The 25,618-nt window shown below is 71.5% G+C and carries 32 protein-coding genes and 1 pseudogene; 20 read left to right on the top strand and 13 right to left on the bottom strand.

Going from position 1 to position 25,618, the window contains the following annotated elements; translation table 11 throughout:
* Positions 1 to 30: 30 nt before the first annotated feature.
* The 3 genes from obgE to rplU all read right to left on the bottom strand — a co-directional run bounded on the left by obgE (position 31) and on the right by rplU (position 2,127).
* The gene (gene obgE, locus C3K08_RS13000) at positions 31 to 1,332 is read right to left on the bottom strand and encodes a GTPase ObgE (protein ID WP_104991677.1); all 1,302 of its coding nucleotides are present in this window, start codon (positions 1,330 to 1,332) and stop codon (positions 31 to 33) included.
* Between the two features lie 79 nt (positions 1,333 to 1,411).
* Positions 1,412 to 1,687 carry a 50S ribosomal protein L27 gene (gene rpmA, locus C3K08_RS12995; RefSeq protein WP_104991676.1) on the bottom strand — a complete coding sequence of 92 codons (276 nt, stop codon included), beginning with the start codon at positions 1,685 to 1,687 and terminating at the stop codon, positions 1,412 to 1,414.
* A gap of 137 nt (positions 1,688 to 1,824) precedes the next feature.
* On the bottom strand, positions 1,825 to 2,127 hold the full coding sequence (gene rplU / locus C3K08_RS12990) for a 50S ribosomal protein L21 (RefSeq protein WP_104991675.1): 303 nt from the start codon (positions 2,125 to 2,127) through the stop codon (positions 1,825 to 1,827).
* Positions 2,128 to 2,522: 395 nt separating this feature from the next.
* Between rplU and C3K08_RS12985 the strand changes: the two genes are divergently transcribed.
* From C3K08_RS12985 to C3K08_RS12970, 4 genes are all read left to right on the top strand, one after another.
* Positions 2,523 to 2,885, top strand: coding sequence for a YkvA family protein (locus tag C3K08_RS12985; RefSeq protein WP_104991674.1), 363 nt, complete (start codon positions 2,523 to 2,525; stop codon positions 2,883 to 2,885).
* A 33-nt stretch (positions 2,886 to 2,918) separates the two neighbouring features.
* Positions 2,919 to 3,581, top strand: a complete 663-nt coding sequence (locus C3K08_RS12980; protein ID WP_104991673.1) for a response regulator transcription factor — start codon at positions 2,919 to 2,921, stop codon at positions 3,579 to 3,581.
* Between the two features lie 217 nt (positions 3,582 to 3,798).
* The gene (locus C3K08_RS12975) at positions 3,799 to 5,169 is read left to right on the top strand and encodes a HAMP domain-containing sensor histidine kinase (protein ID WP_104991672.1); all 1,371 of its coding nucleotides are present in this window, start codon (positions 3,799 to 3,801) and stop codon (positions 5,167 to 5,169) included.
* Entirely contained in the window at positions 5,166 to 5,957 is a 792-nt protein-coding gene (locus tag C3K08_RS12970) for an NTP transferase domain-containing protein (protein ID WP_104991671.1), read from the top strand. The genes C3K08_RS12975 and C3K08_RS12970 overlap by 4 nt, the downstream gene beginning before the upstream one ends.
* On the opposite strand, the gene C3K08_RS12965 is transcribed toward C3K08_RS12970, so the two are convergent.
* Positions 5,958 to 7,022, bottom strand: a complete 1,065-nt coding sequence (locus C3K08_RS12965; RefSeq protein WP_104989793.1) for an IS4 family transposase — start codon at positions 7,020 to 7,022, stop codon at positions 5,958 to 5,960.
* Positions 7,023 to 7,208: 186 nt separating this feature from the next.
* Here C3K08_RS12965 and C3K08_RS12960 point away from each other — a divergent pair, with 186 nt between their 5' ends.
* Both C3K08_RS12960 and C3K08_RS12955 read left to right on the top strand, forming a co-directional pair.
* Complete coding sequence (locus tag C3K08_RS12960) at positions 7,209 to 7,445, top strand: ferredoxin (RefSeq protein ID WP_104991670.1); 237 nt, start codon at positions 7,209 to 7,211, stop codon at positions 7,443 to 7,445.
* A 277-nt stretch (positions 7,446 to 7,722) separates the two neighbouring features.
* Positions 7,723 to 8,655: a magnesium transporter CorA family protein gene (locus C3K08_RS12955; protein ID WP_104991669.1), complete on the top strand. Its 933-nt coding sequence runs from the start codon at positions 7,723 to 7,725 to the stop codon at positions 8,653 to 8,655.
* A 19-nt stretch (positions 8,656 to 8,674) separates the two neighbouring features.
* On the opposite strand, the gene C3K08_RS12950 is transcribed toward C3K08_RS12955, so the two are convergent.
* Positions 8,675 to 8,860 carry a hypothetical protein gene (locus C3K08_RS12950; protein WP_104991668.1) on the bottom strand — a complete coding sequence of 62 codons (186 nt, stop codon included), beginning with the start codon at positions 8,858 to 8,860 and terminating at the stop codon, positions 8,675 to 8,677.
* Positions 8,861 to 8,889: 29 nt separating this feature from the next.
* Between C3K08_RS12950 and C3K08_RS12945 the strand changes: the two genes are divergently transcribed.
* Entirely contained in the window at positions 8,890 to 9,576 is a 687-nt protein-coding gene (locus C3K08_RS12945) for a hypothetical protein (RefSeq protein ID WP_104991667.1), read from the top strand.
* Positions 9,577 to 9,646: 70 nt separating this feature from the next.
* On the top strand, positions 9,647 to 10,246 hold the full coding sequence (rdgB, locus tag C3K08_RS12940; protein ID WP_104992078.1) for an RdgB/HAM1 family non-canonical purine NTP pyrophosphatase: 600 nt from the start codon (positions 9,647 to 9,649) through the stop codon (positions 10,244 to 10,246).
* A 133-nt stretch (positions 10,247 to 10,379) separates the two neighbouring features.
* On the opposite strand, the gene C3K08_RS12935 is transcribed toward rdgB, so the two are convergent.
* Positions 10,380 to 10,817 (bottom strand): SufE family protein, encoded by a 438-nt coding sequence (locus tag C3K08_RS12935; RefSeq protein ID WP_104991666.1) that lies wholly within the window; start codon positions 10,815 to 10,817, stop codon positions 10,380 to 10,382.
* Positions 10,818 to 10,925: 108 nt separating this feature from the next.
* Here C3K08_RS12935 and C3K08_RS12930 point away from each other — a divergent pair, with 108 nt between their 5' ends.
* From C3K08_RS12930 to C3K08_RS12915, 4 genes are all read left to right on the top strand, one after another.
* Positions 10,926 to 11,786 (top strand): sulfurtransferase, encoded by an 861-nt coding sequence (locus C3K08_RS12930; protein ID WP_104991665.1) that lies wholly within the window; start codon positions 10,926 to 10,928, stop codon positions 11,784 to 11,786.
* Between the two features lie 120 nt (positions 11,787 to 11,906).
* On the top strand, positions 11,907 to 12,317 hold the full coding sequence (locus C3K08_RS12925) for a hypothetical protein (RefSeq protein WP_104991664.1): 411 nt from the start codon (positions 11,907 to 11,909) through the stop codon (positions 12,315 to 12,317).
* Positions 12,314 to 12,826 (top strand): GNAT family N-acetyltransferase, encoded by a 513-nt coding sequence (locus C3K08_RS12920; protein WP_104991663.1) that lies wholly within the window; start codon positions 12,314 to 12,316, stop codon positions 12,824 to 12,826. Before C3K08_RS12925 ends, C3K08_RS12920 begins: the two co-directional genes overlap by 4 nt.
* Positions 12,823 to 13,071 carry a hypothetical protein gene (locus C3K08_RS12915; protein WP_158679930.1) on the top strand — a complete coding sequence of 83 codons (249 nt, stop codon included), beginning with the start codon at positions 12,823 to 12,825 and terminating at the stop codon, positions 13,069 to 13,071. The genes C3K08_RS12920 and C3K08_RS12915 overlap by 4 nt, the downstream gene beginning before the upstream one ends.
* On the opposite strand, the gene C3K08_RS12910 is transcribed toward C3K08_RS12915, so the two are convergent.
* The 5 genes from C3K08_RS12910 to C3K08_RS12890 all read right to left on the bottom strand — a co-directional run bounded on the left by C3K08_RS12910 (position 13,068) and on the right by C3K08_RS12890 (position 16,500).
* Positions 13,068 to 13,772 (bottom strand): IclR family transcriptional regulator, encoded by a 705-nt coding sequence (locus C3K08_RS12910; protein ID WP_104991661.1) that lies wholly within the window; start codon positions 13,770 to 13,772, stop codon positions 13,068 to 13,070. The two genes, C3K08_RS12915 and C3K08_RS12910, sit on opposite strands and share 4 nt — an antisense overlap.
* Before the next feature lie 98 nt (positions 13,773 to 13,870).
* On the bottom strand, positions 13,871 to 14,050 hold the full coding sequence (locus C3K08_RS12905; RefSeq protein ID WP_104991660.1) for a hypothetical protein: 180 nt from the start codon (positions 14,048 to 14,050) through the stop codon (positions 13,871 to 13,873).
* Between the two features lie 27 nt (positions 14,051 to 14,077).
* Positions 14,078 to 15,115 (bottom strand): sugar phosphate nucleotidyltransferase, encoded by a 1,038-nt coding sequence (locus tag C3K08_RS12900; protein ID WP_199776941.1) that lies wholly within the window; start codon positions 15,113 to 15,115, stop codon positions 14,078 to 14,080.
* 112 nt (positions 15,116 to 15,227) lie between these two features.
* Entirely contained in the window at positions 15,228 to 15,533 is a 306-nt protein-coding gene (locus C3K08_RS12895; RefSeq protein WP_104991659.1) for a hypothetical protein, read from the bottom strand.
* Between the two features lie 55 nt (positions 15,534 to 15,588).
* Entirely contained in the window at positions 15,589 to 16,500 is a 912-nt protein-coding gene (locus tag C3K08_RS12890; RefSeq protein ID WP_104991658.1) for an alpha/beta fold hydrolase, read from the bottom strand.
* Between the two features lie 93 nt (positions 16,501 to 16,593).
* Here C3K08_RS12890 and C3K08_RS12885 point away from each other — a divergent pair, with 93 nt between their 5' ends.
* Positions 16,594 to 16,914 (top strand): hypothetical protein, encoded by a 321-nt coding sequence (locus C3K08_RS12885; protein ID WP_104991657.1) that lies wholly within the window; start codon positions 16,594 to 16,596, stop codon positions 16,912 to 16,914.
* A gap of 182 nt (positions 16,915 to 17,096) precedes the next feature.
* A complete protein-coding gene (locus C3K08_RS12880; protein ID WP_104991656.1) occupies positions 17,097 to 17,765 on the top strand; it encodes a response regulator transcription factor in 669 nt (222 codons plus the stop codon).
* Positions 17,766 to 17,813: 48 nt separating this feature from the next.
* On the opposite strand, the gene C3K08_RS12875 is transcribed toward C3K08_RS12880, so the two are convergent.
* Positions 17,814 to 18,497 carry a dienelactone hydrolase family protein gene (locus tag C3K08_RS12875; protein ID WP_104991655.1) on the bottom strand — a complete coding sequence of 228 codons (684 nt, stop codon included), beginning with the start codon at positions 18,495 to 18,497 and terminating at the stop codon, positions 17,814 to 17,816.
* 49 nt (positions 18,498 to 18,546) lie between these two features.
* On the opposite strand from C3K08_RS12875, the gene C3K08_RS12870 reads away from it, so the two are divergent.
* On the top strand, positions 18,547 to 19,458 hold the full coding sequence (locus C3K08_RS12870; protein WP_104991654.1) for a P1 family peptidase: 912 nt from the start codon (positions 18,547 to 18,549) through the stop codon (positions 19,456 to 19,458).
* Here C3K08_RS12870 and C3K08_RS12865 read toward each other — a convergent pair.
* A complete protein-coding gene (locus tag C3K08_RS12865) occupies positions 19,442 to 20,176 on the bottom strand; it encodes a GNAT family N-acetyltransferase (RefSeq protein ID WP_104991653.1) in 735 nt (244 codons plus the stop codon). The two genes, C3K08_RS12870 and C3K08_RS12865, sit on opposite strands and share 17 nt — an antisense overlap.
* A gap of 121 nt (positions 20,177 to 20,297) precedes the next feature.
* Between C3K08_RS12865 and C3K08_RS12860 the strand changes: the two genes are divergently transcribed.
* The 5 genes and pseudogenes from C3K08_RS12860 to hemA all read left to right on the top strand — a co-directional run bounded on the left by C3K08_RS12860 (position 20,298) and on the right by hemA (position 25,602).
* On the top strand, positions 20,298 to 20,999 hold the full coding sequence (locus C3K08_RS12860; RefSeq protein WP_104991652.1) for a DUF1990 family protein: 702 nt from the start codon (positions 20,298 to 20,300) through the stop codon (positions 20,997 to 20,999).
* 48 nt (positions 21,000 to 21,047) lie between these two features.
* Positions 21,048 to 22,609 (top strand): annotated as a pseudogene (cobA, locus tag C3K08_RS18915) (uroporphyrinogen-III C-methyltransferase).
* A 61-nt stretch (positions 22,610 to 22,670) separates the two neighbouring features.
* The gene (locus C3K08_RS12850) at positions 22,671 to 23,828 is read left to right on the top strand and encodes an HD domain-containing phosphohydrolase (RefSeq protein ID WP_234009084.1); all 1,158 of its coding nucleotides are present in this window, start codon (positions 22,671 to 22,673) and stop codon (positions 23,826 to 23,828) included.
* A 98-nt stretch (positions 23,829 to 23,926) separates the two neighbouring features.
* Positions 23,927 to 24,499 (top strand): bifunctional precorrin-2 dehydrogenase/sirohydrochlorin ferrochelatase, encoded by a 573-nt coding sequence (locus C3K08_RS12845; RefSeq protein ID WP_234009083.1) that lies wholly within the window; start codon positions 23,927 to 23,929, stop codon positions 24,497 to 24,499.
* A complete protein-coding gene (gene hemA / locus C3K08_RS12840; protein ID WP_199776940.1) occupies positions 24,496 to 25,602 on the top strand; it encodes a glutamyl-tRNA reductase in 1,107 nt (368 codons plus the stop codon). The genes C3K08_RS12845 and hemA overlap by 4 nt, the downstream gene beginning before the upstream one ends.
* Positions 25,603 to 25,618: the final 16 nt, after the last annotated feature.

Raw genomic sequence — 25,618 nt, 5'->3', positions numbered from 1 at the left:
TCGTGCAGGTGAGGCCCTCCTTGTGCTGGGTTACTCCTCGTCCGCGAAGTACTCGAAGCGGAAGGGGCCAATCTCCACCGTATCGCCCTCGCGCGCCCCGGCCCGCTTGAGTTCGCGGTAGAGGCCCTGGCGTTTGAAGAGGTTCGAGAGGTACTCGGCGGCGTCCTCCATATGCCGGGAAAAGCGGTCCAGCCGCGCCTCGAAGCCGCCGCCCGTGACCTCCCAGATGCGCTCGGGGTCGGTCTGGCCGCGCTCGGGGGCACCCTCGCGGAAGGTCAGGGTGAGGGGGGCCTCGCGCACCTCGTCGGGTTCGACCTCCAGCGCCTGGGTCTGCGCCCACAGCTCGCGGTCGGGCAGAAGCTGGAACAGGGCCTCGCGCAGCTCGGGCAGCCCCTCGCCCGTCTTCGCGCTGACGGGCAGCACCGGGAGGCCGGACTCGGCCAGCTCGCCTTCCACCATCGCCACGAGGTCGGCGTCCACGAGTTCGGTCTTGTTCAGCGCGATGGCGGCGGCGTTGTCCAGCAGGCTGGGGTCGTAGGCCCGCAGCTCGGCTTGCAAGGCCCGCAGCTCCTCCACCGGGTCGCGGGTCACGTCCAGCACGTACACCAGCAGCCGGGTGCGGCTGATGTGGCGCAGGAACTCCAGCCCCAGCCCCTTGCCCTCCGACGCGCCCTCGATGATGCCGGGGATGTCGGCCATCGTGAAACGCTCGTCGCCCTGGGCGCGGTCCACCACGCCCAGGATGGGGGAGAGGGTCGTGAACGGGTAGTCCGCGATGGCGGGATTGGCCCGCGACAGGGCCGCCAGCAGGCTGCTCTTGCCCGCGTTGGGGTAGCCGACCAGGCCCACGTCGGCGATCAATCGCAGTTCCAGCCGCACCCGCCGCTTCTGCCCCGGCGTGCCGAGTTCCGCGAAACGCGGCGCCTGCCGGGTGCTGCTGACAAAGGTCGAGTTGCCCCGGCCCCCCAGCCCGCCCCGCGCGATGACTTGCTCCTGCCCCACCCGCACGAGGTCGGCGATCACCTTGCCCGAGTCGCGGTCGAAGGCGGTGGTGCCCACCGGGACGTCGATGTAGAGGTCCGCCCCGTCCGAGCCCTGGCGCAACCGGCCCTCGCCGTAGGCCCCGTTCTCGGCCTTGAACTTGCGCCGCCCGACCAGCCGTTCCAGGCTTTCCACGCCCTCGATGGCCCGGAGGATGATGCTGCCCCCGCGCCCGCCGTGCCCTCCGTCCGGGCCGCCCTTTTCCATGTACTTGGCCCGGTGGAAGCTCATGCTGCCGTCGCCGCCATTTCCGGCCGCCAGCTCAATGTCCAGCACGTCACGAAATGCCATGGGGCACCTCCTCTGTTATCAGGTCTCAAAAAAACACGCCCCGCCACGTCGCCGGGCAGGGCGTGCCGTGGGGGCGTGTTCAGTCGGCGGCGACGGGCGCCTGCACCGTCTCGACGCTGATAAAGCGGCCCTTCTCGCCACGGTTGGTGAAGATGACCTTGCCGTCCACCAGCGCGAAGAGGGTGTGGTCGCGGCCCATGCCGACGCCCTGGCCCGCCTTGAACTTGGTGCCGCGCTGCCGCACGAGGATGTTCCCCGCGACGACCACTTCGCCGCCGAACTTCTTCACGCCCAGGTACTTGGGATTGCTGTCGCGTCCGTTCTTGGACGAACCCACGCCTTTCTTGTGTGCCATTTCAGTTCACCTCTCCTGCTGCGAAACTCGCTCTGTTCCGCGTCCCTCGGACAGTGCACCTCGGGCCGCTCCACGCCGCGAGTTTCTGATCTGTCCCTACTCGCTCCGCTCGGTTCTCACCGGGGGCGAGAACGGGATTAACCCTTGATGCCCGTGATCCGGATCGCCGTGTAGTTCTGGCGGTGGCCGGTGCGGCGGCGGTACTGGATGCCGCTCTTGTACTTGCGGATGTAGATCTTGGGGCCACGGCCGTGCTCGACGACCTCGGCTTCCACGCTGTAGCGCCCGGCGCCTTCGCCGAAGATGGCCTGCTCGCCGCCCACGAAGAGGGGGGTCAGGGTCAGGGTCTGCCCGGCTTCGCCCGTGAGGGACTCCACGCGCACAACGTCGCCTTCCTGCACGCGGTACTGCTTGCCGCCGCTTTGAATGATCGCAAACATCTCTTACCTTCCTCCTGCCGCGCCGGGAACGCTGCCCCGGTGTCCGGCTTCTTCGCTCGCCCGGCCCGCCTGGGGACGGGGGGCGAGTCACCAGTGAAAAATCCTAGCACACCGCCCGCGCCGGGGCCACATGCCAGAAGTGCCCGAACCGGGCGAAGTCCCCCCAGGGAGAGCGCCGGAACGAGCCAGTCATCACCCACTCCCGCAGTGGGAGCGTCTTACCGGTGATGGGTCGCTACGGTGTCTCTCGCGTGTCCTCGCGGTACACGCTGGCTCGGCGGGGGCCGAGTCGGTTGCCTGGGGGAACCTCCGGGGTGGGCGGCGCGGGGCCGCCTGCGCCTGCGGGTCAGGATAGCAGAGCGCAACCCGCAGCCCCCTTGCCCCGTACTGGGAACGTGATTCTCCGACTTCGCCGCATCTGGCGGGACGCCCTGACCCTGCTCCTCGCCCTGCGCGACCGCCGCACGCCTGCGCGGGCACGGCTGGCGGCCCTGGCCGCGCTCGTCTACGCGCTGAGCCCGGTGGACCTGCTGCCCGAGGCCCTGCCGCTGCTGGGCGTCGGGGACGACCTCGTGGTGGTGCCCACGGTGCTCGCGCTCGCGGCGCGGGGGCTGCCCCCGGCGGTGCTCGCCGACGCGCGGGCGCGGAGTGCGGGGCTGCAACAGCGCCTGCCGTGGCTGCTGCCCTCATTGGCGCTGCTGTTCCTGGCTGGGGTGGTGGGGTTGGGGTGGGCCTTGCTGCGCACGCTGGGCGGTTAACGCCCATTTCACCGGCGCCTCTAGACTGACCTCATGCGCCTGCTCTTCGTGGAGGACGACCCCCGCATCGCGGAGCCGACGCTGGGTGCCCTGCGCGAGGCGGGGTACGCGGCGACGTGGCGGCAGACCGGGCCGGAGGGGCTGGAGGAGGCGCTCGTCGGCGAGTATCCCCTGGTCGTGCTGGACGTGATGCTGCCGGGCCTGGACGGCTTCGAGATCGCGCGGGAGCTGCGCTCGGCGGGGTCGGAGGCGGCCATCCTCTTTCTGACGGCGCGGGGCGAGCTGGAAGACCGGGTGCAGGGGCTGGACCTGGGGGGAGACGCCTACCTCGTCAAGCCGTTCGCGGTGCCGGAGCTGCTTGCCACGCTGCGGGCCTTGTCGCGGCGGGAGCGGGGGGCGCCGAGTCCGCGCGTGACCTTTGCGGGTGGGCGCGGGGCGCTGGACACCGTGGGCCGGGTGGTGACCTGGGACGGGGCGGAGGTGGCCGTAACCGGGCGGGAATACGCGCTGCTCGAAGCCCTCGCGCTGGCGCCCGACCGCTGGTTTACCCGCGAGGAGCTGCTCGACCGGGTGTGGGGACCGGAGTTCGGCGGCGAGGCCCGCATCGTGGACGTGTACGTGCGTTATCTGCGGCGCAAGCTCGCGCCGGAGGCCGTGAGCAGCGAGCGGGGGCGGGGCTACCGGGTGGCGGGGTGAGGGGAGAGCGGTCGGCCCTCAGCCGTCCGCCGATGATTGACGCGGGTCACAGGAACAAGGCGTGTGGCACGGTGTTGTTGCTCCTCCCCCCTTGTGGGGGAAGCTGGGTGGGGGGTGGACGGCGCAGCCACCCCAGCGCGAGAAAGCGCCCCTTCACCCCTGCTCCCAGGAACGCCTCTCGCGGAGGTCTTCATCTCTCCGTCCTCCGGGCCTCCTCATGCGCCTGACCCTCCGCGCCCGCCTCGCGCTCACCGCTGGGTTGGCAACCGCGCTCGCCGCCGTGCTGGTGGCGGTGGGCCTCTTTCTCGCGGTGAACCGCCTGCTGTGGGTCTCGCAGGTGGAGGCCCTCCAGAGTGCGGCGAGCGCGGTGCAGGTGCGGGTGGAGCGGGCGCTGGAGGAGTCGGCGCGGTCGTTCGGGGTGGAGGTGCTGTCGGCGAGGGGGTTGGAGCGCCTGACCGACGCGGACGCGCAGACCCGCTTCCTCGAAATTCGGCTGAGCGGTCCCGGCGGGCAGGTCCAGACGCCGCGCTTTCCCGCCGAGCTGAACACCGCCCTCCCGCCGGATGTGTACACGCTGGACGGCCGATTGCTCGCGGTGCGGTCCCTGCGGGGTGGGGGGCGGCTGGCGGTGCTCTCGGACGCGCCCGTGCTCACCGAGGCGCGGCGGGCCTTCACCAGGGCGCTGGCGTGGCTGCTGCCGCTGGTGCTCGCGCTGGCGGCGGGACTGGGCTACGCGGTGGCCGGGCGGCTGCTGGCCCCGGTGCGGCGGCTGGAGGGGGCCGCGCGGCGCATCGGGGCGGGGGGCGACCTGCGCTCGCCGCTGCCCGGCGCGGGCGAGGGCGACGAACTCGCGCGGCTGGCCCGCACGCTGGAGGGGGCCTTTGGGCGGGTGGCCGACGCCCGCGACCGCGAGCAGGACTTCGTGCGGGCCGCCGCCCACGACCTGCGCTCGCCGCTGGCCGCCCTGACCGCGCGGGTGGACGCCACTCTGGCCCACGACCGCGAGCCGGAGCGCTACCGGGCCGAGCTGCGCGAACTGGGCACCGACCTCACCCGGCTCTCGACCCTCACCAACCACCTCCTCCTGCTCGCCCGCGACCCGGCGGCCCTCTCGCAGGCGGCGGTGCCCCTGCGCGACCTCGCGGCGGAGGCGGTGGACCGCGCCCGCGAGCTCTCGCCCGAGGCCGATGTGGACCTGATCGCGCCGCAGGCCCTGACCACGCACGGTGACCGGGTGCTGCTGGGGCAGGCGGTGTGGAACCTCACCGCGAACGCGCTGCTGCACGCGCCCGGCGCGGCCGTCACCGTCACCGTGCGCCCGGACGGGGCAGGTGGGGCGGAGGTCGAGGTCCGCGACGACGGTCCCGGCGTGGACGCGGCGACCCTGGCGCGGCTGGGCGAGGCCTTCTACCGCCCCGACGCCAGCCGCACGGCCGGAGGGCATGGGCTGGGGCTGGCACTGGCCCGCCGCGCGGCGGAGGTGCATGGGGGCGAGCTGCGGCTCTCGAGTGCCCCCGGCGGGGGGTTCACGGCCACCCTGCACCTTCCGGCCCGTGCGCCGGGCGGGGTGGTACGCTCTCGCGCATGAGTCATGAGCAGGCTGCCCCCGCCCCGCAGTGGAGCGCCGTCGTGCTGGGCGGCGGCGACCCCGGCGACCCCTTTGCGGCGGCGCACGGGGTCAGCGTCAAGGGGCTGATTCCGGTGGCGGGCGAGCCGATGGCGCTGCATGTCCTGCGGGCGCTGCGCGGCAGCGGGCGGGTGGGCCGCGTGGCCTACGTCGGCCCGACGACGCCCGAGATGGACCTCCTGATTGACGAGCGCGTCACCGACCACGGCACCCTGCTGAGCAACCTCGAAGCGGGTGTGGAGGCCCTGAGCGCCCGTGGCCTGGCCCCCGGCGAGCGCGTGATCGTGGCGACGGCGGATATTCCGCTGGTGACCCCCGCGCAGCTCGCGGACGTGCTGGACGCGGCGCCCGGCGACGCCGCCCTCGTCTACCCGGTCGTCCGGCGCCAAGATTGCGAGGCGGCCTTCCCCGGCGTGCAGCGCACCTACGCCCGGCTGCGGGAGGGGAGCTTTACCGGGGGGAACGTCTTCCTGCTCGACCCCCGGCTGGTGGGCGAGTTCCTGCCCCGGCTGCGAGAGGTCTTAGGCGCCCGCAAGGCCCCCCTACGCCTCGCCGCGCTGATCGGCCCCGGCGTGCTGCTGCGGCTGCTGACCCGCCGCCTCACCGTGCCCGCGCTGGAGGGGAAGGTCAGCACCATCCTGGGCGTCAAGGCCCGTGCGCTCATCACCGGGCACGCCGCCATCGGCACCGACGTGGACAAGGACGCCGACCTCGCGCTGGCGGAGCGGCACTTGGGGGCGGCGGGCTGACTACCCTTCAAAACGCGGCATGAGAGTCGCGAGGGTGTGCCAAGACGACCGAGAGGGATGCAGCAGCAGATCTTGAAGATGGTCGAGGCCAAGCCGGAACACGGACACCGCACGGTGTCCGTGTTTCTTGATCCGTACGCCTTTCTCGGTTACCAGCAGCTCCCCAGTTACACAGGCCCAGATAAACGCCACACCGACCACCGTCAGCAGGGTGGAGACCCGTTCAGCACGGGTTAGCCCGGTGTCTTCCAGATTGAAGCCCCTCGTTTTGAGCGCGGAGTGCAAGTTTTCTGCCTGCCAACGCTGGGCATACCGTCGGAGATTCGGTCCCACGTGCCCCCGATAAGCGAGGTACAGCGTCTCCCCGGCCGCGTTCTTCGTCGCGGCCACCCGGAGTGACACACCGTAGATCAGGGTCTGGCGTCGCCAGACCCTGACTTCGCCCACTTGGAGCTTGTTGAACACAGCCCACACGGGCAGACGGTGTTGGCCGATGGTGGCGCGTGCAGGCAAGCGAATACAGGGAGCGATGCTGTGCTGATCGAGGAAACGAAACCAGTGCTGGCCGATGAATTCTCGGTCTGCCAGCAGGCACCGGACCTGCCGATCCGGGCAAAACGTCAGGAAGCGCAACACGAGTGATTCCCGAGTACGGGAATCACTCGCCCCACCATGTGGGAGCAATGCCCACATGAGGGGCAGACTGAACCCGTTCCACACAGCAGAAAGCAGCAGGATGTTCACGTCCTGCTGGCCGAGTCGCCAGTTGGTCCGGTCGAGGATCAGATCGACGGGACCGTCCGGCAGGAAGGACAGCGCAAATCTGGGAAACAAACCCTCGGGGAAAGGAAATTGGACGAAGCGACAGAGTCGCTGGTAGCGAGCTGTGAGCGTACCTGGCAACGGAACATGGGTCTTGAGGGTGTAGAGGACGACCGTGCGAGCCTGAATGACCGCCAGGACCAAGGCGGTGAAGACCATCAAGCGGCGGGCATCAAGGGGGAAGGCAGACCGCAGAACGGTCTGCAAGGTATCGTGAGGGGGTCGGCTCTTGGGTGCTTTCATCGCAGAAACACCGTATAGGAGCCGACTTTCTGCTGCCTGTCATCCGTTTTGAAGAGTAGTCAGGGCGGCGGGACAATCCTGACGGGGACAGTCGGGTTTTTTGACGTGCAGCTCGGAAAATTCTGAGGGGGAACTGTGGGTGTTCCCGCCTTGCGGCCCCCCGGAGGCGCATGCATACTGTCCCGCATGCCTCACGTGATTGTCAGCCCCTGCATCGGCGTCAAGGACCAGGCCTGCACCGAGGTCTGCCCGGTGGAGTGCATCTACGACGGCGGCGACCAGTTCCTCATTCACCCCGACGAGTGCATCGACTGCGGTGCCTGCGTCCCCGCCTGCCCCGTCAGCGCCATCTTCCCCGAAGAAGACGTGCCCGCCGGGGAAACTGAGTTCATCGTCAAAAACCGCGTCTTCTTCGGCCTCTGAGCCCGGCCGTCCCTGCCCCGCCCCGGTCGCTGTGCCGGGGCTTTTTGTGGGCCGCGCCGCGCTGCTAGCATGGCGCCCGGTGCCCGCGCCCCGGCGCTCCCGCAGAGGAGGTGATGACGTGACTCCCGACTCCCCGACCGACCACGAGCCGCCCAGTTCTGAGCGGGCCGGTTCTGAGCTGGCCGGTCCCGGCGGTCTTCCGCTCCGGCCTCACGCATCCCACTCCCGGAGGACGCGCCATGTTCTGCCCCTACCCTGACCCCCACGGCGGGCCGCCGTGCTGACCTACTACCGCAGCATCGGCGGCAAGCTTCAACTCGCGGACGGCTACGTCGACGGCGGCTGGATTCACGTCGTCGCGCCCACTGCCGAGGAACTCGCCCGCGTGAGCCGCGAGACGGGCCTGGACCTCGATTACCTGAATTACCCCCTCGACCCCGACGAGAGAAGCCGTTTCGAACGCGAGGACGGCCAGCTCCTGATCATCATGCAGACGAGCTACCGCCTCGGCGAGGACAGCGACATCCCCTACGACACCGTGCCGCTGGGCATCCTGCACACCGACCACTGCATCGTGACCGTGTGCGCCACCGAGAACCCGGTCGTCAACGACGTGGTGAATGGGCTGGTGCGGCGGGTCAGCACCGCCAAGAAAAATCGCCTGACCCTGCAACTCTTCCTGCGGAATGCCCAGCGCTTCCTGATCGACGTGCGCCAGATCAACAAGCGGGTGGACACCATTGAGGACCGCATGGAGACGGCCACCCGCAACAAGGAACTGATGGACCTGCTGAAGCTCGAAAAGAGCCTCGTGTACTTCATTACCGGCCTCAAGGCGAACGAGGCGATGATGGAGCGGGTCAAGCGCGACCGCATCTTCGAGATGTACGAGGAAGATTCCGAGCTGCTCGACGACGTGCTGATTGAGAACCTCCAGGCCATCGAGATGGCGTCCATCGCCAGCAACATCCTGACGAGCATGGCGGGCGCCTTCGCCTCCGTCATCAGCAACAACGTGCAGGAGGTCGTGAAGGTCCTGACCGTGACGACCATTCTGGTGGCGATTCCCACCCTGGTGACCAGCATCTTCGGAATGAATGTGCCGCTGCCCTTTCAGGAAAACCCGGAGGCGCTGTGGATCGTGCTGGGCATCGCCACGGCGCTCGCCGGGACGCTGGCCTTCCTGTTCTACCGCTGGCGGGTGTTCTGAGGCTGGGAGCCCGGTGGAGTTACAGGATTCGGCCCAGCAAATAAATGAGACCCACCGTCGACGACAGCCCGAGAACACCGACCGTGACCATGATCTGACCGATCTCCCGCTCACCTCGGCTGGTTGGTCGTCCGGACGACACCCACAGGGCAGCGCCTATGGTCAGGAGAAGCAGCAGGGTGACCAACGCAACAGCGATGCCCATAAGTCATCCACGCTCACACGGACGTTCCTATGACTGACCCCCGCTCCGGCACCCGCTTTGCCGTCTACCTCTGTCCCCCGGCGGGCAGCCCGCTGTATGAGGCGGGCAGCGACCTGCTGGGCTACGACGTGCGGGCGGAGGAGACGCGGCCCCTGCCGGACTTCCTGCGCCCGGAAGATCAGGCGGACGCCGGACCCTACGGCTTTCACCTCACGCTGGTGGAGGGCTTTTTCACTGACCCCGCCCTTTGGCCGGACATAGAGGCCGAGGTGCGGGTGGGCGTGGCCTGCCTTTCGCCCGGCGCGGTGCTGACCCTGACGGGCGGGCGGGTGGAGGTCTGGGACGGCGGGGAAACGTGGGTGCATCGGCTGGAGGCGAACGCGCCCCTGCTGGTGCTGCACACGCTCTTGCTGGCGCGGCTCGCCCGCTTCGTGACAGCTTCTCCGTTCGCGGGCAAGGTCACGCCCGCCTCGCCCGCCTTCGAGCAGGCGCGGATGGCGCTGCTGCACACCCCGCGTGGACTGGACTCCTGGCAGCCGCACTTCACGCTGGTGCAGCCCTACGGCGGGGCCGACCCGGCGGGCCTGCGGGCGCGGCTGGAGACGCTGACGGCCGCCCACCACACCCAGGCCTACCGCTCGGTGGCCCTTTTCGAGAAGCGGGAGGGAGAGGAGCGGTGGCGGGTGCGGGCCGAGGTGGCCTTGGGCGGCGACTGAGGCCCGCCGACCTCCTCCCGTCGTCTACACTCGGCAGGTGACGAGTGAAGCGGGTGGGAACGGGACGGGCATGCGGGTGGTCGTGGCGACCGGGAATGCGGGCAAGGTGCGCGAGATCGGCGCGGCCCTGTCAACCCTGGGGTGGACCCTGGAGGGCCTCGGCGGGCTGCCGCTCCCCGAGGAGACGGGCGCGACCTACGAGGAAAACGCGGCCCTGAAAGCCTGCGCCGCCTCGCTGACCACCCGCCTCCCCGCCCTGGCCGACGACTCGGGGCTGGAGGTCGAGGCCCTGAACGGGCAGCCCGGCGTCTACTCCGCCCGCTTCGGAGGGCGCAGCAGCGACCTGGAGCGCAACCTCTACCTGCTGGAGCAACTGCGCCGCGCCCCCACCCGCCGGGCGAAGTTCGTCTCGGTGGTCGTGCTCGCCTACCCCGACGGGCATGTCGAGAGCTACCGGGGCGAGCTGCCTGGGACCCTCTTGGAAGGCCCACGCGGCGAGAACGGCTTCGGTTACGATCCCCTCTTCGTGCCCGACGGCGAGACCCGCACCCTGGCCGAGATGACCCTGGAGGAAAAGCAGGCGATCAGCCACCGGGGACGGGCGCTCGCGGCGCTGCGGGAAGCGCACCGGAACGGGCCGCCGCCGCGCGAGGTGAAGGGAGCAGAGTAGGAGAGAAGACCCCTCACCCCGCTGCTTCGCAGCGCCCCTCTGCAAGCAGCTCTCCGAGTCTCCCCGTGGTAGAGGAGTAAAAAAACCCTCTCCTGGGGGAGAGGGCCTCGCGCAGCGAGGGGTGAGGGGTCTTCTACGCCCCCTCCCGCACCTCATTCTTCAGCCGCATCAGGATCGCGCCCATGCCGCGTAGGCGCATCGGCGTGATGAGTTCGGTCAGGCCCATGTCCATGTAGAACTGGTCCGGGATGTTCAGGATCGTCTCAGGCTTCTCGCCCTGAAGCGCCTCATGCAGGATGCCCGCGTAGCCGCGCACGGTGGGCGCTTCTTCCGGCACCTTGAAGTACATGTTCACGCCGCCGTCCTCGGTTTTCTCCGTTACCAGGAAAAAGGGACTGGCGCACTCGGGCACCGGCTGAAGGAATTCGGGGTGCTCGACGTACTTCTCGGGCAGGGGCGGGAGCTTCTTGCTGTACTCCAGCAGGGCCTGAAGGCGCAGCGGCTTGGGCGCGGACTTGAACAGGCTCACGATTCTCTGGAGCTTTTCGGGGAGGGGGGCCGCGTCGGTCATGCGGCCACTGTACCCCCCCGGTCCGGCGCGGTATGGTGAAGGTCACCCAGTTGACCCTTTTGGTCAACTATGGCCTGGGTCGCTTACACTCACCCCTGGAGGTCAGCTATGGACTACGCGAAAGACGTGCTGGTGAGCACCGAGTGGGTCGCCGAGAACCTGAACCGCGAAGGGATTCGCCTCGTGGAAGTGGACGAGGACATCCTGCTGTACGAGACCGGGCACATCCCCGGCGCCGTGAAGATCGACTGGCAGGGCGACTTCTGGCATCCCCAGGAGCGCGAATTCATCAGCGCCGAGGAGCTGTCGGCGTTGCTGGGTCGGCTCGGGATCAAGCCGGATGACCAGATCGTCCTGTACGGCGACAAGAGCAACTGGTGGGCGGCCTACGCCTACTGGTTCCTGAGCTACAACGGCGTCCAGAACCTCAAGCTGATGAACGGCGGGCGCCAGAAGTGGGTCGCGGAAGGCCGCGAACTGACCACCGACGCGCCCTCCTTCGAGGCGACCGAGTACCCCGCCCTGCGCCGCGACGAGAGCCTGCGGGCCTACCGCGACGAGGTCAAGGCGCACATCGAGGCCGTCCGTGCGGGCCACGGCGCGATGGTGGATGTCCGCAGCCCCGACGAGTTCTCGGGCAAGGTCACCCACATGCCCAACTACCCGCAGGAAGGGGTGCTGCGCGGCGGCCACATTCCCGGCGCGGCGAACATCCCCTGGGCACGCGCCACGAACGAGGACGGCACCTTCAAGAGCGCCGAGGAACTCAAGGCCCTGTACGAGGGCGAGGGCGTGACCCCCGACAAGGACGTGATCGCCTACTGCCGCATCGCCGAACGCTCCAGCCACTCGTGGTTCGTGCTGCGCGAGCTGCTGGGCTACCCGAAGGTCCGCAACTACGACGGCTCGTGGACCGAGTGGGGCAACGCGGTGGGCCTGCCCATCGAGAAGACGTACTCGGAGGCGTAAGGCTCTCCCGGTAAAGGGGCCTGGCCCCCCACACCATGAAGCTTCGGTGGCCCCGGTGCCGCGCCGTTCCCCTCCGGTCAGGGGAAGCGCGGACCGGGGCCTGCCCGCTAGGGTAGGGGCATGACGTTTCTGCTGCTCCTGCTCGTGGCCGTCGCCGTGGCCGCCCTGCTGCTGGCCCGGCGCTCCCGCTCCTCGGCGGCGCCCCGGCCTCCCGGCACGGCGGGCCTCGACGAGGAGGTGGCCGAGCGCCCCGAGGTGGACCCCGCCGCCGTCGCCGCCGCCCGCGCCCGCATCTCCGCCGATGTGCCCGACGAGGTGCTCTCCGACGCGCTGCTCGACGCCACGCCCAAGCAACTCGCCTCCATGCTTGCCGCCGTTCCCGCCGAGGTGATGGCGGGGGCGGTGGGGCGTCCGACCGGGGCGGGGGCCGCGCAGCCCCAGCAGGCCAGCCGTGAGGACCTCGCCAGCCTGAAGAAGGTTAGCGAGTCGGTGGACGACCTCGAAATCTGGAGCTTCGGAGACAAGAAATGACGGTCACCCTGCGCTCTCTGCGCCCCGGTGACGAGGAAGCCGCCGTGCGCTGGGCCGCCGACGCCGAGTTCTGCCGGGCGGCGGGTTGGACGGTGGGGCTGGCCGGGCGGGTGGTGCGGCGGCACTGGCAGGGCATCATCGCGGGAACGGGACCGGACTTCCGGCGCTGGGGCGTGGAGTACGGCGGACGGCTCGTCGGCTATGTAGACCTCGCGGACCTGAGCGACACGTCGGGTGAGTTCGGCATTGCCATCGGGGAGCGGGAACTGTGGGGTCAAGGTGTAGGGACGCGAGCGGGTCAGCTCCTGCTCGCGCACGCCTTCGGTGACCTCGGCTTGCAGACCGTGACCGCCGAGGTCCACCGCCCCAACCTGCCCTCGCACGCGCTGATGCGGCGGCTGGGCTTCCGCGAGGTGGGAGAGGGCGGGCCGGACGAGTACCGGGGCGAGCAGGTTCCGACGGTGTGGTACGCGCTGGAGCGGGCGGACTGGGCTAGTCTTCGCCCATGACGAGCGAGGTTCGGCGGCCCCTTCTCCACATCCCGGACGATCAAGCCGGGCGCGGCCTACGGGTGGACCTCATGACGGACGGGCAGGTGCGGGTGCGCGTCCTTCCCGCCGGTCCCGACCTGTGGGCCGAGACGCTGGAGGAAGCCGCCGCCCTCGCGGGAATGCTGCCCGGCGTGAGTCCGGCCGTGCTGGAGCAACTTGGCTGGGAACTGGAGCTGATGGCGATGCGCGGAGGGGACGGTTAGTTCAGGCCCTCGGCCTCACGCACGATGCCCAGCACGCGCTCGCGGATGGCCCGCTCCTCGCGCAGGTAACGCTGGGCGCTCATCTGCACGCCGATGGCGGCGACGACCTGCCCGCCGTGGTGGTAGGGCACGCCCAGGGTGCATTGCCCCGGAATCCATTCCTCGATGGAGTAGGCGTAGCCCCGTCGCCGCACCCGGCCGAGTTCGGTGCGCCACTCGTCGGGGGTGGTGATGCTGCTCACGGTGCAGGTGGCGAACTCACGCGGCTGCACGTCGCCGTAGGCATACAGAATCTTGCCGCTCGCGGTGGCGGTCGCCGGGAGGTAGATGTCGAGCGGCAGGTCGATGTCGGCGTCGGGGTGGCGCTCGCGGATGGCGCACACGACCTCGTCGCCCTCCAGAATGCATAAGAAGGCCACCGAGCGGACCTCCAGGGCGAGCCGGGTGATCAGCGCCCGGGCATCTGGAAACCACGGCAGCGCCGAGGTCAGGTGCGCCCCCATCTCCGCGATATGCCAGGAGAGACGGTAGCGCCCCGCCGGGGTGCGGCGCAGGAACCCGGCCCCGGTCAGCCCGGCGAGGTAAGCGTGCGCCGTGGCCCGCGGCACGCCGAGGTGCGCCGCGAGCGCCCGCACCCCCCACTCGGGCTGCTCGGCGCTGAAGGCTCCCAGGATGCTGGCCGCTTTCTGAAGGGAGAGCACCCGTCCAGCTTACAGGGACGTGGGGCGTTCCGTCACGCTTGGACCCGGTTCAGCCCGTCGCCTGGCCGGTGGGGAAGCGGCAGCAGGCCGCAGCCGTATCAGCCGTCCTCGTCCTCCGGCTCGCGTTCTTCCGGGGGCTGGAAGCGGGCGTGGTCCTCGGTGGGGGTGAGGTTCCCGCGCTCGGCCTCGGCGGGGCCGGTGTCCACCCCGCTGATGACGACCTCGCCCTGGGGCTCAGGCGGGGCGGAACCGGTCGGCCGGGCAGGGGGGCGGGTCATGCCCCAGGGTACGACAGCCCCGAGGCCCTACACCCGCAGCACGCTGTAGTCGCCCAGCGCGAGCTGCACCCCGTCCCCGGTCGGCGCGGTCACGGTGGCCCGGCGCCCGATCACCGCGTGCGCGAGGGGCCGGGAGGGGTGCAGCACCCGCGCCCCCTCGTCGATCAGGGAGTCGCGCAGTGTCGCGCCCTCCAGCACCGCGTCCGGCCCCACGCTGACGTTCGGCCCCAGCACGCAGCCGCGCACCCGGGCGCCGGGGCCGATCCACACCGGCCCCGTGACGTGCGAGCCGTGGACCTCGGCGCCCGCCTCGACCACCACCGTGCCCGAGAGGGTGCTGCCCTCCACCTCGCCGTCCACACGGGGCGAGAGGCCCGCGAGGACATGCGCCCCCGCCGTCAGCAGGTCATGGGGCGTGCCCGCGTCGGCCCAGTAGCCCCCCAGCGGTACGGCCCGCACCCGCCCGCCCCCCGCCACCACCCGCGCCAGCGCCTGCGGAAACTCGATCTCGCCGCGCTCGCTGGCCGGGAGCCGCGCGACCTCGTCCAGCACGTGGGGCTGAAAGGCAAAGACCCCGCAGGCCGCCAGGTCGCTCAGCGGTTCGGCGGGCTTCTCGTGCAGCCCGGTGAGCCAGCCTTCCCGCACCGTCGCCACCCCGTAGGCGCGGGGGTCGGGCACCTGCTTGACGGCGAGCACCGCATCGGCCCCGTCGAGCGCCGAGAGCAGCGGGCCGAGCGGGTCGGCAAAGAGGTTGTCGCCCAGGTACACCACGCCCGCCTCGCCCGCGAAAAAGTCGCGGGCGGTGAGCGCCGCGTGTCCGGTGCCGCGCGGCTCGTGCTGGTGCAGGAAGGTCAGGGGGCCTTCCTGGCGGGTGGCCTCGCGCAGCTCGGTCTCGTGGGCGGGGCTGGTCACCACCGCGATCTCGCCGACCCCCGCCGCCCGCAGCGCCCGCACCCCACGGGCCAGCAGGGACACCCCCGCGATGGGCAGGGCAGGCTTGGGCCGCCCCGCACTCAGGGGCAGCAAGCGGCGACCGCGCCCGGCGGCCAGAATCACGGCTTTCATCAGGGTGCCGTCAGTCTAGCGGGTTTGCTGTGAGGAGGCGGGGAGGAGGGGAGGCCGCGCTCCCAGACGGGGGATCTGGGACGTGTTCCGAGACAGAGGCGCGAGTCCGGGCCTACCGGCTTCTGATCTGCTTGCCCAGGCCGACAGCCACGCTGAGCACGCCGTAATAGAAGAGGCTGTTGACCAGCAGGTTGCCCAGGTGGAAGGAATCGTCGGTGCCCACACTCCCGAGGACGGAAACGGCAGCGTTGTCCGTGATGAACGCTGTGGGCCATCCCCAGCCGGTCACGAGGTTGATGCACTTCCCCCCAATCTGAAAGGAGGGGTCACAGAGATTTCCAGCAAGGCTGATGTGGTTTGGTGAGTGGACGGCTCCAGACGCGATGCCGAGAAGGGCGGCCAGGAGGACGAGTTTCATGATTGTCACCTCTGGTTCTTCTAGGTGGAACAACAGACCGTGCCCTCAGCGCCCCCTACCGCGTCAGCGCCTCCTCCAGCGCCTCGGCGAAGGCGTCCTCGTCGTCCAGCCAGGGGTAGTGTCCGGCGTCGAGCACGGTCACGTCGGCCCCGGCGAGGTCGGCCAGCCACTCGACCTGCTCGGGGTAGCTCGTGCGGTCGTGAACCCCCGCGATCACGAACACCGGGCGGCGCAGCTCCTGAAGGAAAGGCGGGTACTCGAACTCCCACAGCCCCTGGTTGACGAGCGCCTGCTGCACCTCGCCGCCCCCGGCAAGCTGGCCCTCGGCGTCGATGAATTCCAGCCGCATCCGGCTGGGGGCGTCGCGGAATTGCAGCGCGTTGAGCAGGTCGCGGGCGTTGACGAGCGAGAAGGCCGCCTCGATGCGGGCCGCGCCGACGGGCGGGTACTCGCCCTCTGGGGTGCGGGCACGCAGGGCCGCCGCCGGATCGTCGAGGGGCTGGCCCCGGCGGGCCGAGGCTTCCGCGAGCAGGGTCAGCGCGAGTTCGGGAAAATGCACCCAGGGGTTGACCACCACCACGCGGGCCGTGCGGCCAGGGTGCCGCCGGGCGTACTCCAGCGCGGGCAGCGCCCCGAAGCCGTGCCCCAGCGGCACGATCCGCTCGAAGCCGAGGTGCTCGCGCAGGGCCTCCACATCGGCCACCAGCGTGTCGAGGTCGAGGGTCTGGGCGCCCTGCTCGGTGTCTTCCAGTGCCCCGCTGCGCCCGGAGCCGCGCTGGTCGAGGTACACCACCCGCCGCCCCTCCAGCCGCTCCCCGAAGAGGTCCTGAAAGGAATAGCTGTTGTAGCCGGGGCCGCCGTGCAGGAAGACGAGGGGCGGCAGGTCGCTGTCCTCCGGCCCCGTTACCTCGAAATACAGGTCGGCGCCGTTGAGACGCGTCGAAGAAGGCTCGCCTGACCAGGTCATGGGGGCATTGTAGGTGGGGCGCCCTCCGGCCCGCCTGGGCATTGTGCCGCCTGCCCCGTCGCCGGGCGGGGGCGGAGGGCTACCCTGGCGGACATGACCGATTCCCCGACTCCCGGCCCGGCGCAAGGCGGCTCACGGCAAGATGGCCCGGTGCAGGGCATCGCGTTCACGCTGGGCGGGGTGGACGAGCTGACCTTTGCCCGCATCCTGCGCGACGTGACGCGGGACCCTGCCTTTGCCCGGCCGCTGGCGGTGCAGGCGCAGGAGCCCCGCCCCGGTCAGGAGGCCCGCCTGACCCTGGTCTTCGCGCCGGGCGAGCGCACCCGCGCGGTGGCGGCGATGCAGCGGCTCAAGACGGTCTTGCTGCGTTACGGGGTGCAGGTCGACTCGGTGCGCGTGCCCGGCGATGGCTAAGGCGGCGTTCGCCTGACCCGGCGTTAAGGGACCGTAAACCGCCCCGGTCACCCGGCAGGCCCGTGACCGCCCCTACGATGGCCCTTAAGCAGCGGCTGTCAGAAAATGCACACCGGCAGGGCAGCCTTCCTCCCACCCCCGACCGCACCGCGGCCCCAGGCCGGAGACAAAGGGCACCCATCATGGAACAACGCATCCTCCTGATCGAAGACAACCCCGACATCACCCGCGTCGTTCAGTACGAGCTGGAACAGGCCGGGTACAAGGTGCTGACCGCTCCCGACGGGGTCACGGGCCTGACGAGCGCCCGCGAGAACAGCCCCGAACTGGTGATTCTCGACCTCGGCCTGCCCGACTTCGACGGCGCCGAGATCGCCCGGCGGCTGCGCAAGACCAGCAGCGTGCCCATCATCATCCTGACGGCGATGGACGCGGTCGACCGCAAGGTGAACCTGCTCGAAGCGGGCGCGGACGACTACATGACCAAGCCCTTCCACCCGGAAGAACTCGTCGCCCGCGTCAAGGTGCAGCTGCGTCACCAGCAGCACGGCGAGGTGATCTCCATCGGGGCGCTGGAAATTCACCCCCAGAAGCGGCTGTGCCACTACAACGGCCACGAGGTCCGCCTCTCGCCCAAGGAGTTCGACCTCCTGACCTTCCTGGCCCGGCAGCCGGGGCGCGTCTACTCGCGCCAGGAGATCGAGCGCGAGGTCTGGAACGGCGAGCTGCCCAGCAACTCCAACGTGGTGGATGTCCACATGGCGAACATGCGGGCCAAACTGCGCGACCTCGACGGGTACGGGATTATCCGGACGGTGCGGGGGATCGGGTACGCGCTGAAAACGCCCTGAGCCTTCCCCCGACACGAGAAACCCCGCCCGGCGCGGGGTTTTGCCCATTCAGGTGGACCCGACCATGTGCTCGTCGAAAAAGGTCATTACCCGGTTCCAGGCGTCCTCGCTCGCCACCGCGTCGAAGGCCGGGCCACGGTTGGCGAAGGAGTGGCGGGTGCCGGGATAGACCTTGATGTCGTTCGGGATGCCCGCCGCGTCCAGTTCGGCCCGCAGCGCCTCCCCCTGCCGGGTCGTGGGGTCCCGCTCCGGGTAGCTGCCCACGACCGGGCAACTCCGGCGCACCGCCTCCAGCGGACGGGGGTTGAAGCCGTAGTACGGGGCGATGGCCTTCAGGCGGGTGTCGGTGCAGGCGAGCGCTACGGCGAGGCTGCCCCCCATGCAAAAGCCGATGGCCCCCAGCCGCGAGGCGTCCACGCCCGGCAGCTCGCCCAGCACCGTCAGCGCCCGCCGGAGGTCGCGCACCCCCTGATGCTCCAGCGGGTTCAGGAAGAGGCCTCCCAGCAGGCGCGTCATGCACACGGCCCGGTTCCCCGCCGAGAAGAGGTCCACCGCCAGCGCCACGTACCCCGCCCGCGCGAAACGGTCCGCCACGCGCCGGATGTCGTCATTCAAACCGTAGACCTCGTGCAGCACGAGGACCCCTGGCGCGTCCCCACGCGGCGCGGCGGGCCGGGCGAGGGCGGCAGAGAGGGCGCGGCCCCCCGAGTGGAAGGTCAGTTCTTCAGCCATGTCCCACCGTACTCCCCTGCCTGCCCTTCCCGCGTGATGCAATGCGGACGTGACTGCCCCCAACACGACCCTCACCGCCATTCCCGGCTTCCGCGTGGGCCACTGGACCGACCCGGTCGGGCAGACCGGCTGCACGGTGCTCCTCTGCCCGGACGCGGGCGCGGTCGCCTCGGCGTCCTTTCTCGGCCCCAGCCCCGGCACGCGGGAGGGGGTGCTGCTCTCGCCGGAGAAGAAGGTGGAGCGCGTCCACGGCCTGCTGTTGACGGGCGGCAGCGCCTTTGGCCTCGCGGCGGCCTCCGGGGTGGTGCGGGTGCTGGAGGAGCGCGGGGTGGGCCACGAGACGCCCTGGGCGCGGGTGCCCCTCGTCCCGGCGGCGGTGGTGTACGACCTCGGGGTGGGGGACCCTGGGGCGCGGCCCGGCGAGCGCGAGGGCGAACTCGCGGCGCGGGCGGCGTCGGCGGATCCGGTCGAGCGTGGGCGCGTCGGGGCGGGCACCGGCACGACGGCGGGCAAGTACCTCGGGGTGGGGGCGGTGCCGGGCGGCCTGGGCAGCGCCTACCTGGAGCGGCACGGGGTCGCGGTGGGGGCGCTGGCGGTCGTGAACCCCATCGGGGACGTGCTGGACGAGCGGGGCGGGGTGCTGGCCGGGCCGGGGGTGGGACCGGGCGCCACCGCCTTTGCCCCCGGCGACGTGGAGAGCACCACCCTGGTCGCGGTCGCCACCGAGCACCTGCTCACCAAGCCCGAAGCCCGCCGCCTCGCGGACGCCGCGCAGACGGCGCTGGGGCGGGTGATTCACCCCAGCCACACCCCCTGGGACGGGGACAGCGCCTTCGTGCTGAGCGCGGGCACGCGGCCCCCGGCCGACCCCCTCTTGCTCGTCGCGCTGGTGCAGGAGGCGGTGTGCGCGGCGGTGCGCGACGCGGTGCGGGTGGCAAACGGCCTTACCCCGCCCGCGTGAACGTCAGCCGCCCGCCCGCCACCTGGAACCCTGCCCGCCGCACGTTGCGTTCGCTCCCCGACCCCGGCGTCACGAACACGCTGGAGAAGTCCGCTCCAGCTTCGGCAGCGAGGTGCAGGCGGGCGGCGAGAAGGGCGGTCTGCACGCCCCGCCCCCGAAACTCGGGCCGGGTGGAGGTGCCGTAGAACGCGGCCACCCCCTGCGTCACGCCCAGGGCGGCGGTTCCGGCGGGTTGCCCGTTCACCTCGGCCACCAGCCGCCGGGTTCCAGCGGCATGGGCCACGAGACGCATGATCGCCCCTGTGCCCGGCCCGAAGCCGCGTGCGGAGAGGTCAGCCCAGAAATCGGCGCCGGGTTCCTCGCGGACGGTCAGGGCGGGAGGGGGTGGCAGGGCGGTCAGGTCGTGGGTGTGGGCGTGCAGCACGTAGTCCAAGGCGTAGCCACGCGCACGCAACGTCGGCAGGAGTGCGGGCGCGTCGTGTGAGAGGACATGCAGGGTGGCGGGTTGCCCATGCTGGGCACAGAAGGCCTCGAAGCCGTCCAGCTCAGCCTCCGTCAGTCCTTCTGTGCCGCCGTGCCAGGCCGCGTTCACCGGGAGGTCCGGCCCGGCGTGGACGGCCACCAGCGGACCGAAATGGGCAACAGCGCCGGACTCGCCGTAGCGGGCATGCGCGGCAGCCTCCGCATGGGCCAGACGGGGTAGGAGATCGGGCTTCATGGCTCCATCCTGCCTCCCTTTTGGCTGCATGAACTCCGGCCGTGCCCCCGGCGGCGGCGCAGCGGCTACCCTGCCCGCGTTCCCCGGCTCCCCGCCGGAGGCTGTCCCCGGAGGTTTCCCCATGTCCAAAGTTGCCCGGTCCCGATTGACCCGCCTGCTCGCCCTGCCTGCCCTCGTCGCTGCCGCCTACGCCCTCAAGGGACCGCCCGACCCCCTGCGCCCCTCGGGGCCGGAGGACGGCGGGGGACCGCTGACCCGCCGCCGCTACTGGGTGGAACTGGAGGGCGCGGCCCGTGACCCGGAGGACATCGCCCGGCACTGGCGTGAGCACCTGCCCGACCACGCCCCCAAGTGGCTGGCGTATTTCCGGGGGCTGGACGGCCCCATTCCGCCCGTCGAGGTGGGGACCCGCCTCCAGATTCAGATGATGCTGGTGCGCCGGGGCCGGGTGGTCGTGGAACATATCGACCCCCTGGGCTTCCGCGTCCGCACCCTGCGGCTGCACCCCGACGCGGGCACCTCCGACTTCCGGGTCTACCCGCAGGAGGAGCCGGGGCACGTCATCCTCCAGATCGAGTCGCTGCTGCGGACCAACTCGCACTTCGACCGCCTCGCCTACATCTTCGGCGCCCACGCGGGGCAGCGGCGCAACTGGGAACTCACGCTGCTGAGCGTGGCGGCCTACGCGGGCGGGCAGATCGTGAACCGGGGCCACGAGTCGCTGGAGATGACCCACCTCGCGCACTCGTACACGGTGCCGACGCCCGAGGACCTCCCCGACGCGCCCGTGGGGCTGGACAAGGGCACCGCCGACCACGCCTGAGCCTCCCCACCCCATCTGTCCCGCCCCCGGCCCGCTAGCCTGTCTGCCATGACCGACGCTTCTGCCGCCCCGACCTCCCGCGCCTTCGTCTCGCTGATCGGGGCCGGGCCGGGCGATCCGGGGCTGCTCACGCTGCGGGGGGCCGAAGCCTTGCGGGCGGCCGACGTGGTGCTGTTCGACTACCTCGCCAACCCCGAGCTGCTGCGCCACTGCCCGGACGCCGAGACGATCTACGTGGGCAAGAAGGGCTTTTCCGAGTACATCTCGCAGGAGCAGATCAACGCACTGATCGTGGCCAAGGCGCAGGAAGGCGGCGGAAAGCGGGTCGCCCGGCTCAAGGGCGGCGACGTGTTCGTCTTCGGGCGCGGCGGCGAGGAGGCCGAGGCCTGCGTGGCCGCCGGGGTGCCCTTCGAGGTAATTCCCGGCGTGACGAGTGCCATCGCTGCGCCCGCCTACGCCGGGATTCCGGTCACCCACCGCGAGCTGGCCCGGAGCTTCGCCGTGCTGACCGGCAACACGCAGGAGGGGGGCGCCCACTACGAGCGCCTCTCCGGGGTGGACACGCTGGTGCTGCTGATGGGCGTGCGGAACCTCGGTGGAATCAGCGCCGACCTGATCGCGGCGGGGCGCGACCCCGGTACCCCCGCCGCCACCGTGCAGTGGGGCACCACCGGGCGGCAGCGGGTGGCGACGGGCACGCTGGCGACCATCGCCCAGGCCGTGCGCGAGGCCGGGCTGGAGGCCCCCGCCGTGACCGTGGTGGGCGAGGTCGTGCGGCTGCGCGAGTCGCTGCGCTGGTTCGAGCAGTCCGACCTCTTCCGCACCTTGCAGGCGGCGGGGGAGGAGGGGGCGCAGTGACCGCTCCCGGCGGCCCCCTCGCCGGGCGCACCGTGGCCGTGACCCGGACGCGGGAGGGCGCCAGCAGCCTCTCGGACGTGCTGCGGGCACGGGGAGCCGACGTGCTGGAGGTGCCCCTGATCCGCTTCGCGCCGACCTCGGACGAGGCCGTCCTGCACGCCCGGCTGCGCGACCTGTCGGGGGTGGGCTGGCTGCTCCTGACCAGCAACCAGGCGGTCACGGCCCTCTCCGAGCATCTGGAACGGCTGGGGCTGGAGGCCGGGCACCTCGCCGGGGTGCGGCTGGCGGCGGTCGGCCCCAGCACGGCCCGCTCGCTGGCGGCACGGGGCCGCCCTGCCGATTTCGTGCCGGGCACGCCCGGAGCGCGGCACCTGGGGGCCGAACTGCCAACCCAACCCGGCGAGGTTGCCCTGCACCTCACCTCCCAGCTCGCGGAAGCTGAGCTTCAGCGGGCACTGGAGGCGCGGGGCGTGCGCTACGAACGCGCCGAGCTGTACCGCACCGAACCCGCCCAGCCGGGGCCGGAGGCATTGGCGCGGCTGCGCGGGGCCGATGTGGTCACCCTGGCCTCGGGCAGCGCGGCGCGGCACCTCGCGGCCCTGGCGGGCACGGAGTTCCGGGTGGTGGCGATGGGGCCGCAGACGGCGGACGCGGCGCGGGAGGCCGGTTTTACCCGCGTGACGGTGGCGCGGGAGGCGTCGCTGGAGGCGCTTGCGGACGCGGCGGAGGGCGCAGTGTTCGGCGGCCGCTGAGGCCACCCCCTTGAACCCGGTCCAGACTCCCCGAACAGGGGGCGGCAGCAGAGGCGAGCATGTGTCACCCTACGCCCATGCACCGCGCCGCGCCGACCCGGCCTCCCTGGGGGGCAGCGTGAGCGTGGACGACCGGGCAGCCCTGGGCATCCTGCTGGACCTGAGTCAGGCCCTGCTCGTGGCGCACTCGTGCTCCGAGGTGGAAACCATCCTGACCCGGGAGAGCGTGCGGCTGCTGGGCACCCGCTACGCGCTCTTCCTGCGCTACCTGCCCGAGACGGACCTGCTGCGGGTGACCGCTCAGGCAGGGCAACATGCCAACGACCTCGGCCGGACCCTGCCGCGCGGCCAGGGGGCGTCGTGGCGGGCCGCGCTGAGTCAGGACCCGGTGCTGCATCTCCACCGTCACCACCTGCCCCCCTGGGCGGTGCTCCGCACGGGGGTGCCGCCGCAGCATCTGCTGTACGCGCCGCTGCGGTCCGCCTCGGGGCGGCTGCTGGGGGTCCTGACGGTGGGCCGCGAGGACCCGCCCTTCAGCACCCGCGACGAGGAGTTGCTCGTCACCTTTGCCAATGCGGGCACCGTGGCCCTCCAGCGGACCTATGAGACGGCCCGCGCCGCCGCCACCCGCGAGGGAGCGCTGCTCGCGCTGGGGCTGGCGCTGGAGGCCCGCGACTACGAGACCCAGGGCCACACCGGGCGCACGGTCGCGCTGGCCGGGCGGCTGGGCCGGGCGCTGGGTCTGGATGAGGCGGCTCAGGGCCACCTGCGGCAGGGCGCCTACCTGCATGACATCGGCAAGCTCAGCGTTTCCGACGAGATTCTGCTCAAGCCGGGGCCTCTAACCCCCGGGGAACGCACCCAGATGCAGCGCCACGTCCTGACCGGCGAGGCCCTGGTGCGCCGCATTCCCGAGATGCCGCGCGAGGTGCTGGAGGTCGTGCGCTCGCACCACGAACGCTGGGATGGCACCGGGTATCCCGATGGGCTGGTGGGCGAGGCGATCCCGCGCCTGGCCCGCCTCTTCTCGGTGATCGACGTGTTTGACGCCCTCACCCACCAGCGGCCCTACCGGGCGCCCCTGAGCGTGCCCGGTGCCCTGGCACTCATCCGCGCCGAGGCGGGCCAGCAGTTCGACCCTGGGGTCGTCTCGGCCTTCCTGACCCTCTTCGCGGACCCCGCCGGGCCGGAAGCCTTGCGCGGTCAGGGCTGCCTCTAACCGGACCCCCGCCGGGCCAAAAATCCCGTTCCCGGCGAGGTTTCTGACCGTTCGGTCGGGGACGCCCGCCCCGGCCGGGTCACGCTATGCTGCCGCGCGTGACGCTGGCCGCCTTCCTGAATCTGAGCGGTGAGTCTGCCGTGGTGGTGGGGGGTGGACCTGTGGCGCTGCGCCGCGCCCGCACCCTGCTGAACGCCGGACTGCGGGTGCGGGTGGTGGCCCCCGAGCTGCACCCCGACTTCGCCGCGCTTCCCGTGGGGCACGACCCCCGCCCCTACCGCCCCGGAGACGTGGCGGGGGCGCGGGTGGTCGTGGCCGCCACGAGCAGCCCCGAGGTCAACGGCGCCGTGACCGCCGAGGCCCAGGCCACGGGCGCCCTGGTCAACCACGCCGGGGACGCCGCGCGGGGCACCCTGCGCTTTCCCGCCGTGACCCGCCGGGGCGGGGTGGAGGTGGCCTTCACCACCGGGCGCGAGCTGCCGCTGCTCGCGCAGGCCCTCGCCGAGCGCATCGCTGGCCTGCTCCCGGCTCCCGAGCAGGTGGACGCCTGGGCCGAGCGCCGGGAGGCCGCGCTGACCCTGCCCGGCACCGAGCGTGAGGCCGCCCTCGCCGCCCTGCGGGCCGACATCCGCGCCGCCGTGGGCCTGGAACCGGGCCAGGTGGGCGCATGACGCTGGCCTGTCCCACGGGCCGCGCCCTGCTCGCCGGAGCGCACGTGCCGCCGCCCGCCGCGCTCGACTTCGTGGTGGTGGGCCTGAACCACCAAACCGCCCCGGTCGAGGTCCGCGAGCGGGCCGCCGTCCGCGCCGGGGACGAGGCCGCCGTGCTCGCGCACCTCTCGCGCTCGGCCGCCGAGGTCATGCTGCTCGCAACCTGCAACCGCACCGAGGTTTACCTCGCGGGGCTGCGCGGCGACCCCCGCGCCGTCTTCGGGGACGCCTGGGGCGGGGACCTGGGCGAGCACCTCTACGTCCACCGGGGCGAGGCGGCGGCCACGCACCTCTACCGGGTGGCGGCGGGCCTCGACAGCCTCGTGATCGGCGAAACGCAGATTCAGGGGCAGGTCAAGCGGGCGTGGCAGGCGTCGCGGGACCTGGGCTTCGCGGGCACGGTCCTGAACAAGGTCGCGCAGGGCGCCCTCGCGGCGGGCAAGCGGGTCCGCACCGAGACGGCCCTCGCGGACCGGGTGGTCAGCGTGTCGAGCGCCGCCGTCGAACTCGCGCAGTCGGCGCTGGGGGGCCTCGCGGGGCGCACCGCCCTGATTCTGGGCGCGGGCGAGACCGCCGAGCTGACCCTGACTCACCTGCGGGCGGCGGGCGTGGAGGACGTGATCGTGGTCAACCGCACCGCCGAGCGGGCGCGGGCGCTCGCCGAGCGGGTGGGGGGCCGCGCCTGCGCCGCCGAACTGCTGCACGAGGCCCTGCCCCTGGCCGACGTGGTGATCGCGTCGAGCGCCGCGCCCCACTACGTCCTGCACCCGGAAGGGGTGGCGGCGGCGCTGGAAGGGCGCCCCGAGCGGCCCATGTTCCTGATCGACATCAGCGTGCCGCGCATCCTCGACCCCGAGATCGGCGGGGTGGCGGGAGCGCACCTCTACAACCTCGACGACCTCACCGCCATCGTGAGCCGCAACCTGCAGTCGCGCCGCGCCGCCCTGCCCCACGCGGGGGCGATCGTCCGCGAGGGCGTCTCCGACCTGACCCGCTGGAACCTCACCCGCGAGGCGCAGCGGGCGCTGCGGGCCGGGCGCGAGCTGGCGGTGGCGAGCGACTGACCGCTCCGACCGAACC

It is taken from the genome of Deinococcus sp. NW-56 (assembly GCF_002953415.1).
Lineage (GTDB): Bacteria > Deinococcota > Deinococci > Deinococcales > Deinococcaceae > Deinococcus.
Note: the sequence above shows the minus strand (reverse complement) of the source record. Positions and strands in the feature narration are given on the sequence as shown.

Bases quoted from the DNA above. Each gene is read 5' to 3' on its own strand.
- obgE (WP_104991677.1), bottom strand. From the start codon at position 1,332: ATGGCATTTCGTGACGTGCTGGACATTGAGCTGGCGGCCGGAAATGGC.
- rpmA (WP_104991676.1), bottom strand. From the start codon at position 1,687: ATGGCACACAAGAAAGGCGTGGGTTCGTCCAAGAACGGACGCGACAGC.
- rplU (WP_104991675.1), bottom strand. From the start codon at position 2,127: ATGTTTGCGATCATTCAAAGCGGCGGCAAGCAGTACCGCGTGCAGGAA.
- C3K08_RS12980 (WP_104991673.1), top strand. From the start codon at position 2,919: ATGCGCCTGCTCTTCGTGGAGGACGACCCCCGCATCGCGGAGCCGACG.
- C3K08_RS12975 (WP_104991672.1), top strand. From the start codon at position 3,799: ATGCGCCTGACCCTCCGCGCCCGCCTCGCGCTCACCGCTGGGTTGGCA.
- C3K08_RS12970 (WP_104991671.1), top strand. From the start codon at position 5,166: ATGAGTCATGAGCAGGCTGCCCCCGCCCCGCAGTGGAGCGCCGTCGTG.
- C3K08_RS12965 (WP_104989793.1), bottom strand. From the start codon at position 7,022: ATGAAAGCACCCAAGAGCCGACCCCCTCACGATACCTTGCAGACCGTT.
- C3K08_RS12960 (WP_104991670.1), top strand. From the start codon at position 7,209: ATGCCTCACGTGATTGTCAGCCCCTGCATCGGCGTCAAGGACCAGGCC.
- C3K08_RS12950 (WP_104991668.1), bottom strand. From the start codon at position 8,860: ATGGGCATCGCTGTTGCGTTGGTCACCCTGCTGCTTCTCCTGACCATA.
- C3K08_RS12945 (WP_104991667.1), top strand. From the start codon at position 8,890: ATGACTGACCCCCGCTCCGGCACCCGCTTTGCCGTCTACCTCTGTCCC.
- rdgB (WP_104992078.1), top strand. From the start codon at position 9,647: ATGCGGGTGGTCGTGGCGACCGGGAATGCGGGCAAGGTGCGCGAGATC.
- C3K08_RS12935 (WP_104991666.1), bottom strand. From the start codon at position 10,817: ATGACCGACGCGGCCCCCCTCCCCGAAAAGCTCCAGAGAATCGTGAGC.
- C3K08_RS12930 (WP_104991665.1), top strand. From the start codon at position 10,926: ATGGACTACGCGAAAGACGTGCTGGTGAGCACCGAGTGGGTCGCCGAG.
- C3K08_RS12925 (WP_104991664.1), top strand. From the start codon at position 11,907: ATGACGTTTCTGCTGCTCCTGCTCGTGGCCGTCGCCGTGGCCGCCCTG.
- C3K08_RS12920 (WP_104991663.1), top strand. From the start codon at position 12,314: ATGACGGTCACCCTGCGCTCTCTGCGCCCCGGTGACGAGGAAGCCGCC.
- C3K08_RS12915 (WP_158679930.1), top strand. From the start codon at position 12,823: ATGACGAGCGAGGTTCGGCGGCCCCTTCTCCACATCCCGGACGATCAA.
- C3K08_RS12905 (WP_104991660.1), bottom strand. From the start codon at position 14,050: ATGACCCGCCCCCCTGCCCGGCCGACCGGTTCCGCCCCGCCTGAGCCC.
- C3K08_RS12900 (WP_199776941.1), bottom strand. From the start codon at position 15,115: ATGAAAGCCGTGATTCTGGCCGCCGGGCGCGGTCGCCGCTTGCTGCCC.
- C3K08_RS12895 (WP_104991659.1), bottom strand. From the start codon at position 15,533: ATGAAACTCGTCCTCCTGGCCGCCCTTCTCGGCATCGCGTCTGGAGCC.
- C3K08_RS12890 (WP_104991658.1), bottom strand. From the start codon at position 16,500: ATGACCTGGTCAGGCGAGCCTTCTTCGACGCGTCTCAACGGCGCCGAC.
- C3K08_RS12885 (WP_104991657.1), top strand. From the start codon at position 16,594: ATGACCGATTCCCCGACTCCCGGCCCGGCGCAAGGCGGCTCACGGCAA.
- C3K08_RS12880 (WP_104991656.1), top strand. From the start codon at position 17,097: ATGGAACAACGCATCCTCCTGATCGAAGACAACCCCGACATCACCCGC.
- C3K08_RS12875 (WP_104991655.1), bottom strand. From the start codon at position 18,497: ATGGCTGAAGAACTGACCTTCCACTCGGGGGGCCGCGCCCTCTCTGCC.
- C3K08_RS12865 (WP_104991653.1), bottom strand. From the start codon at position 20,176: ATGAAGCCCGATCTCCTACCCCGTCTGGCCCATGCGGAGGCTGCCGCG.
- C3K08_RS12860 (WP_104991652.1), top strand. From the start codon at position 20,298: ATGTCCAAAGTTGCCCGGTCCCGATTGACCCGCCTGCTCGCCCTGCCT.
- hemA (WP_199776940.1), top strand. From the start codon at position 24,496: ATGACGCTGGCCTGTCCCACGGGCCGCGCCCTGCTCGCCGGAGCGCAC.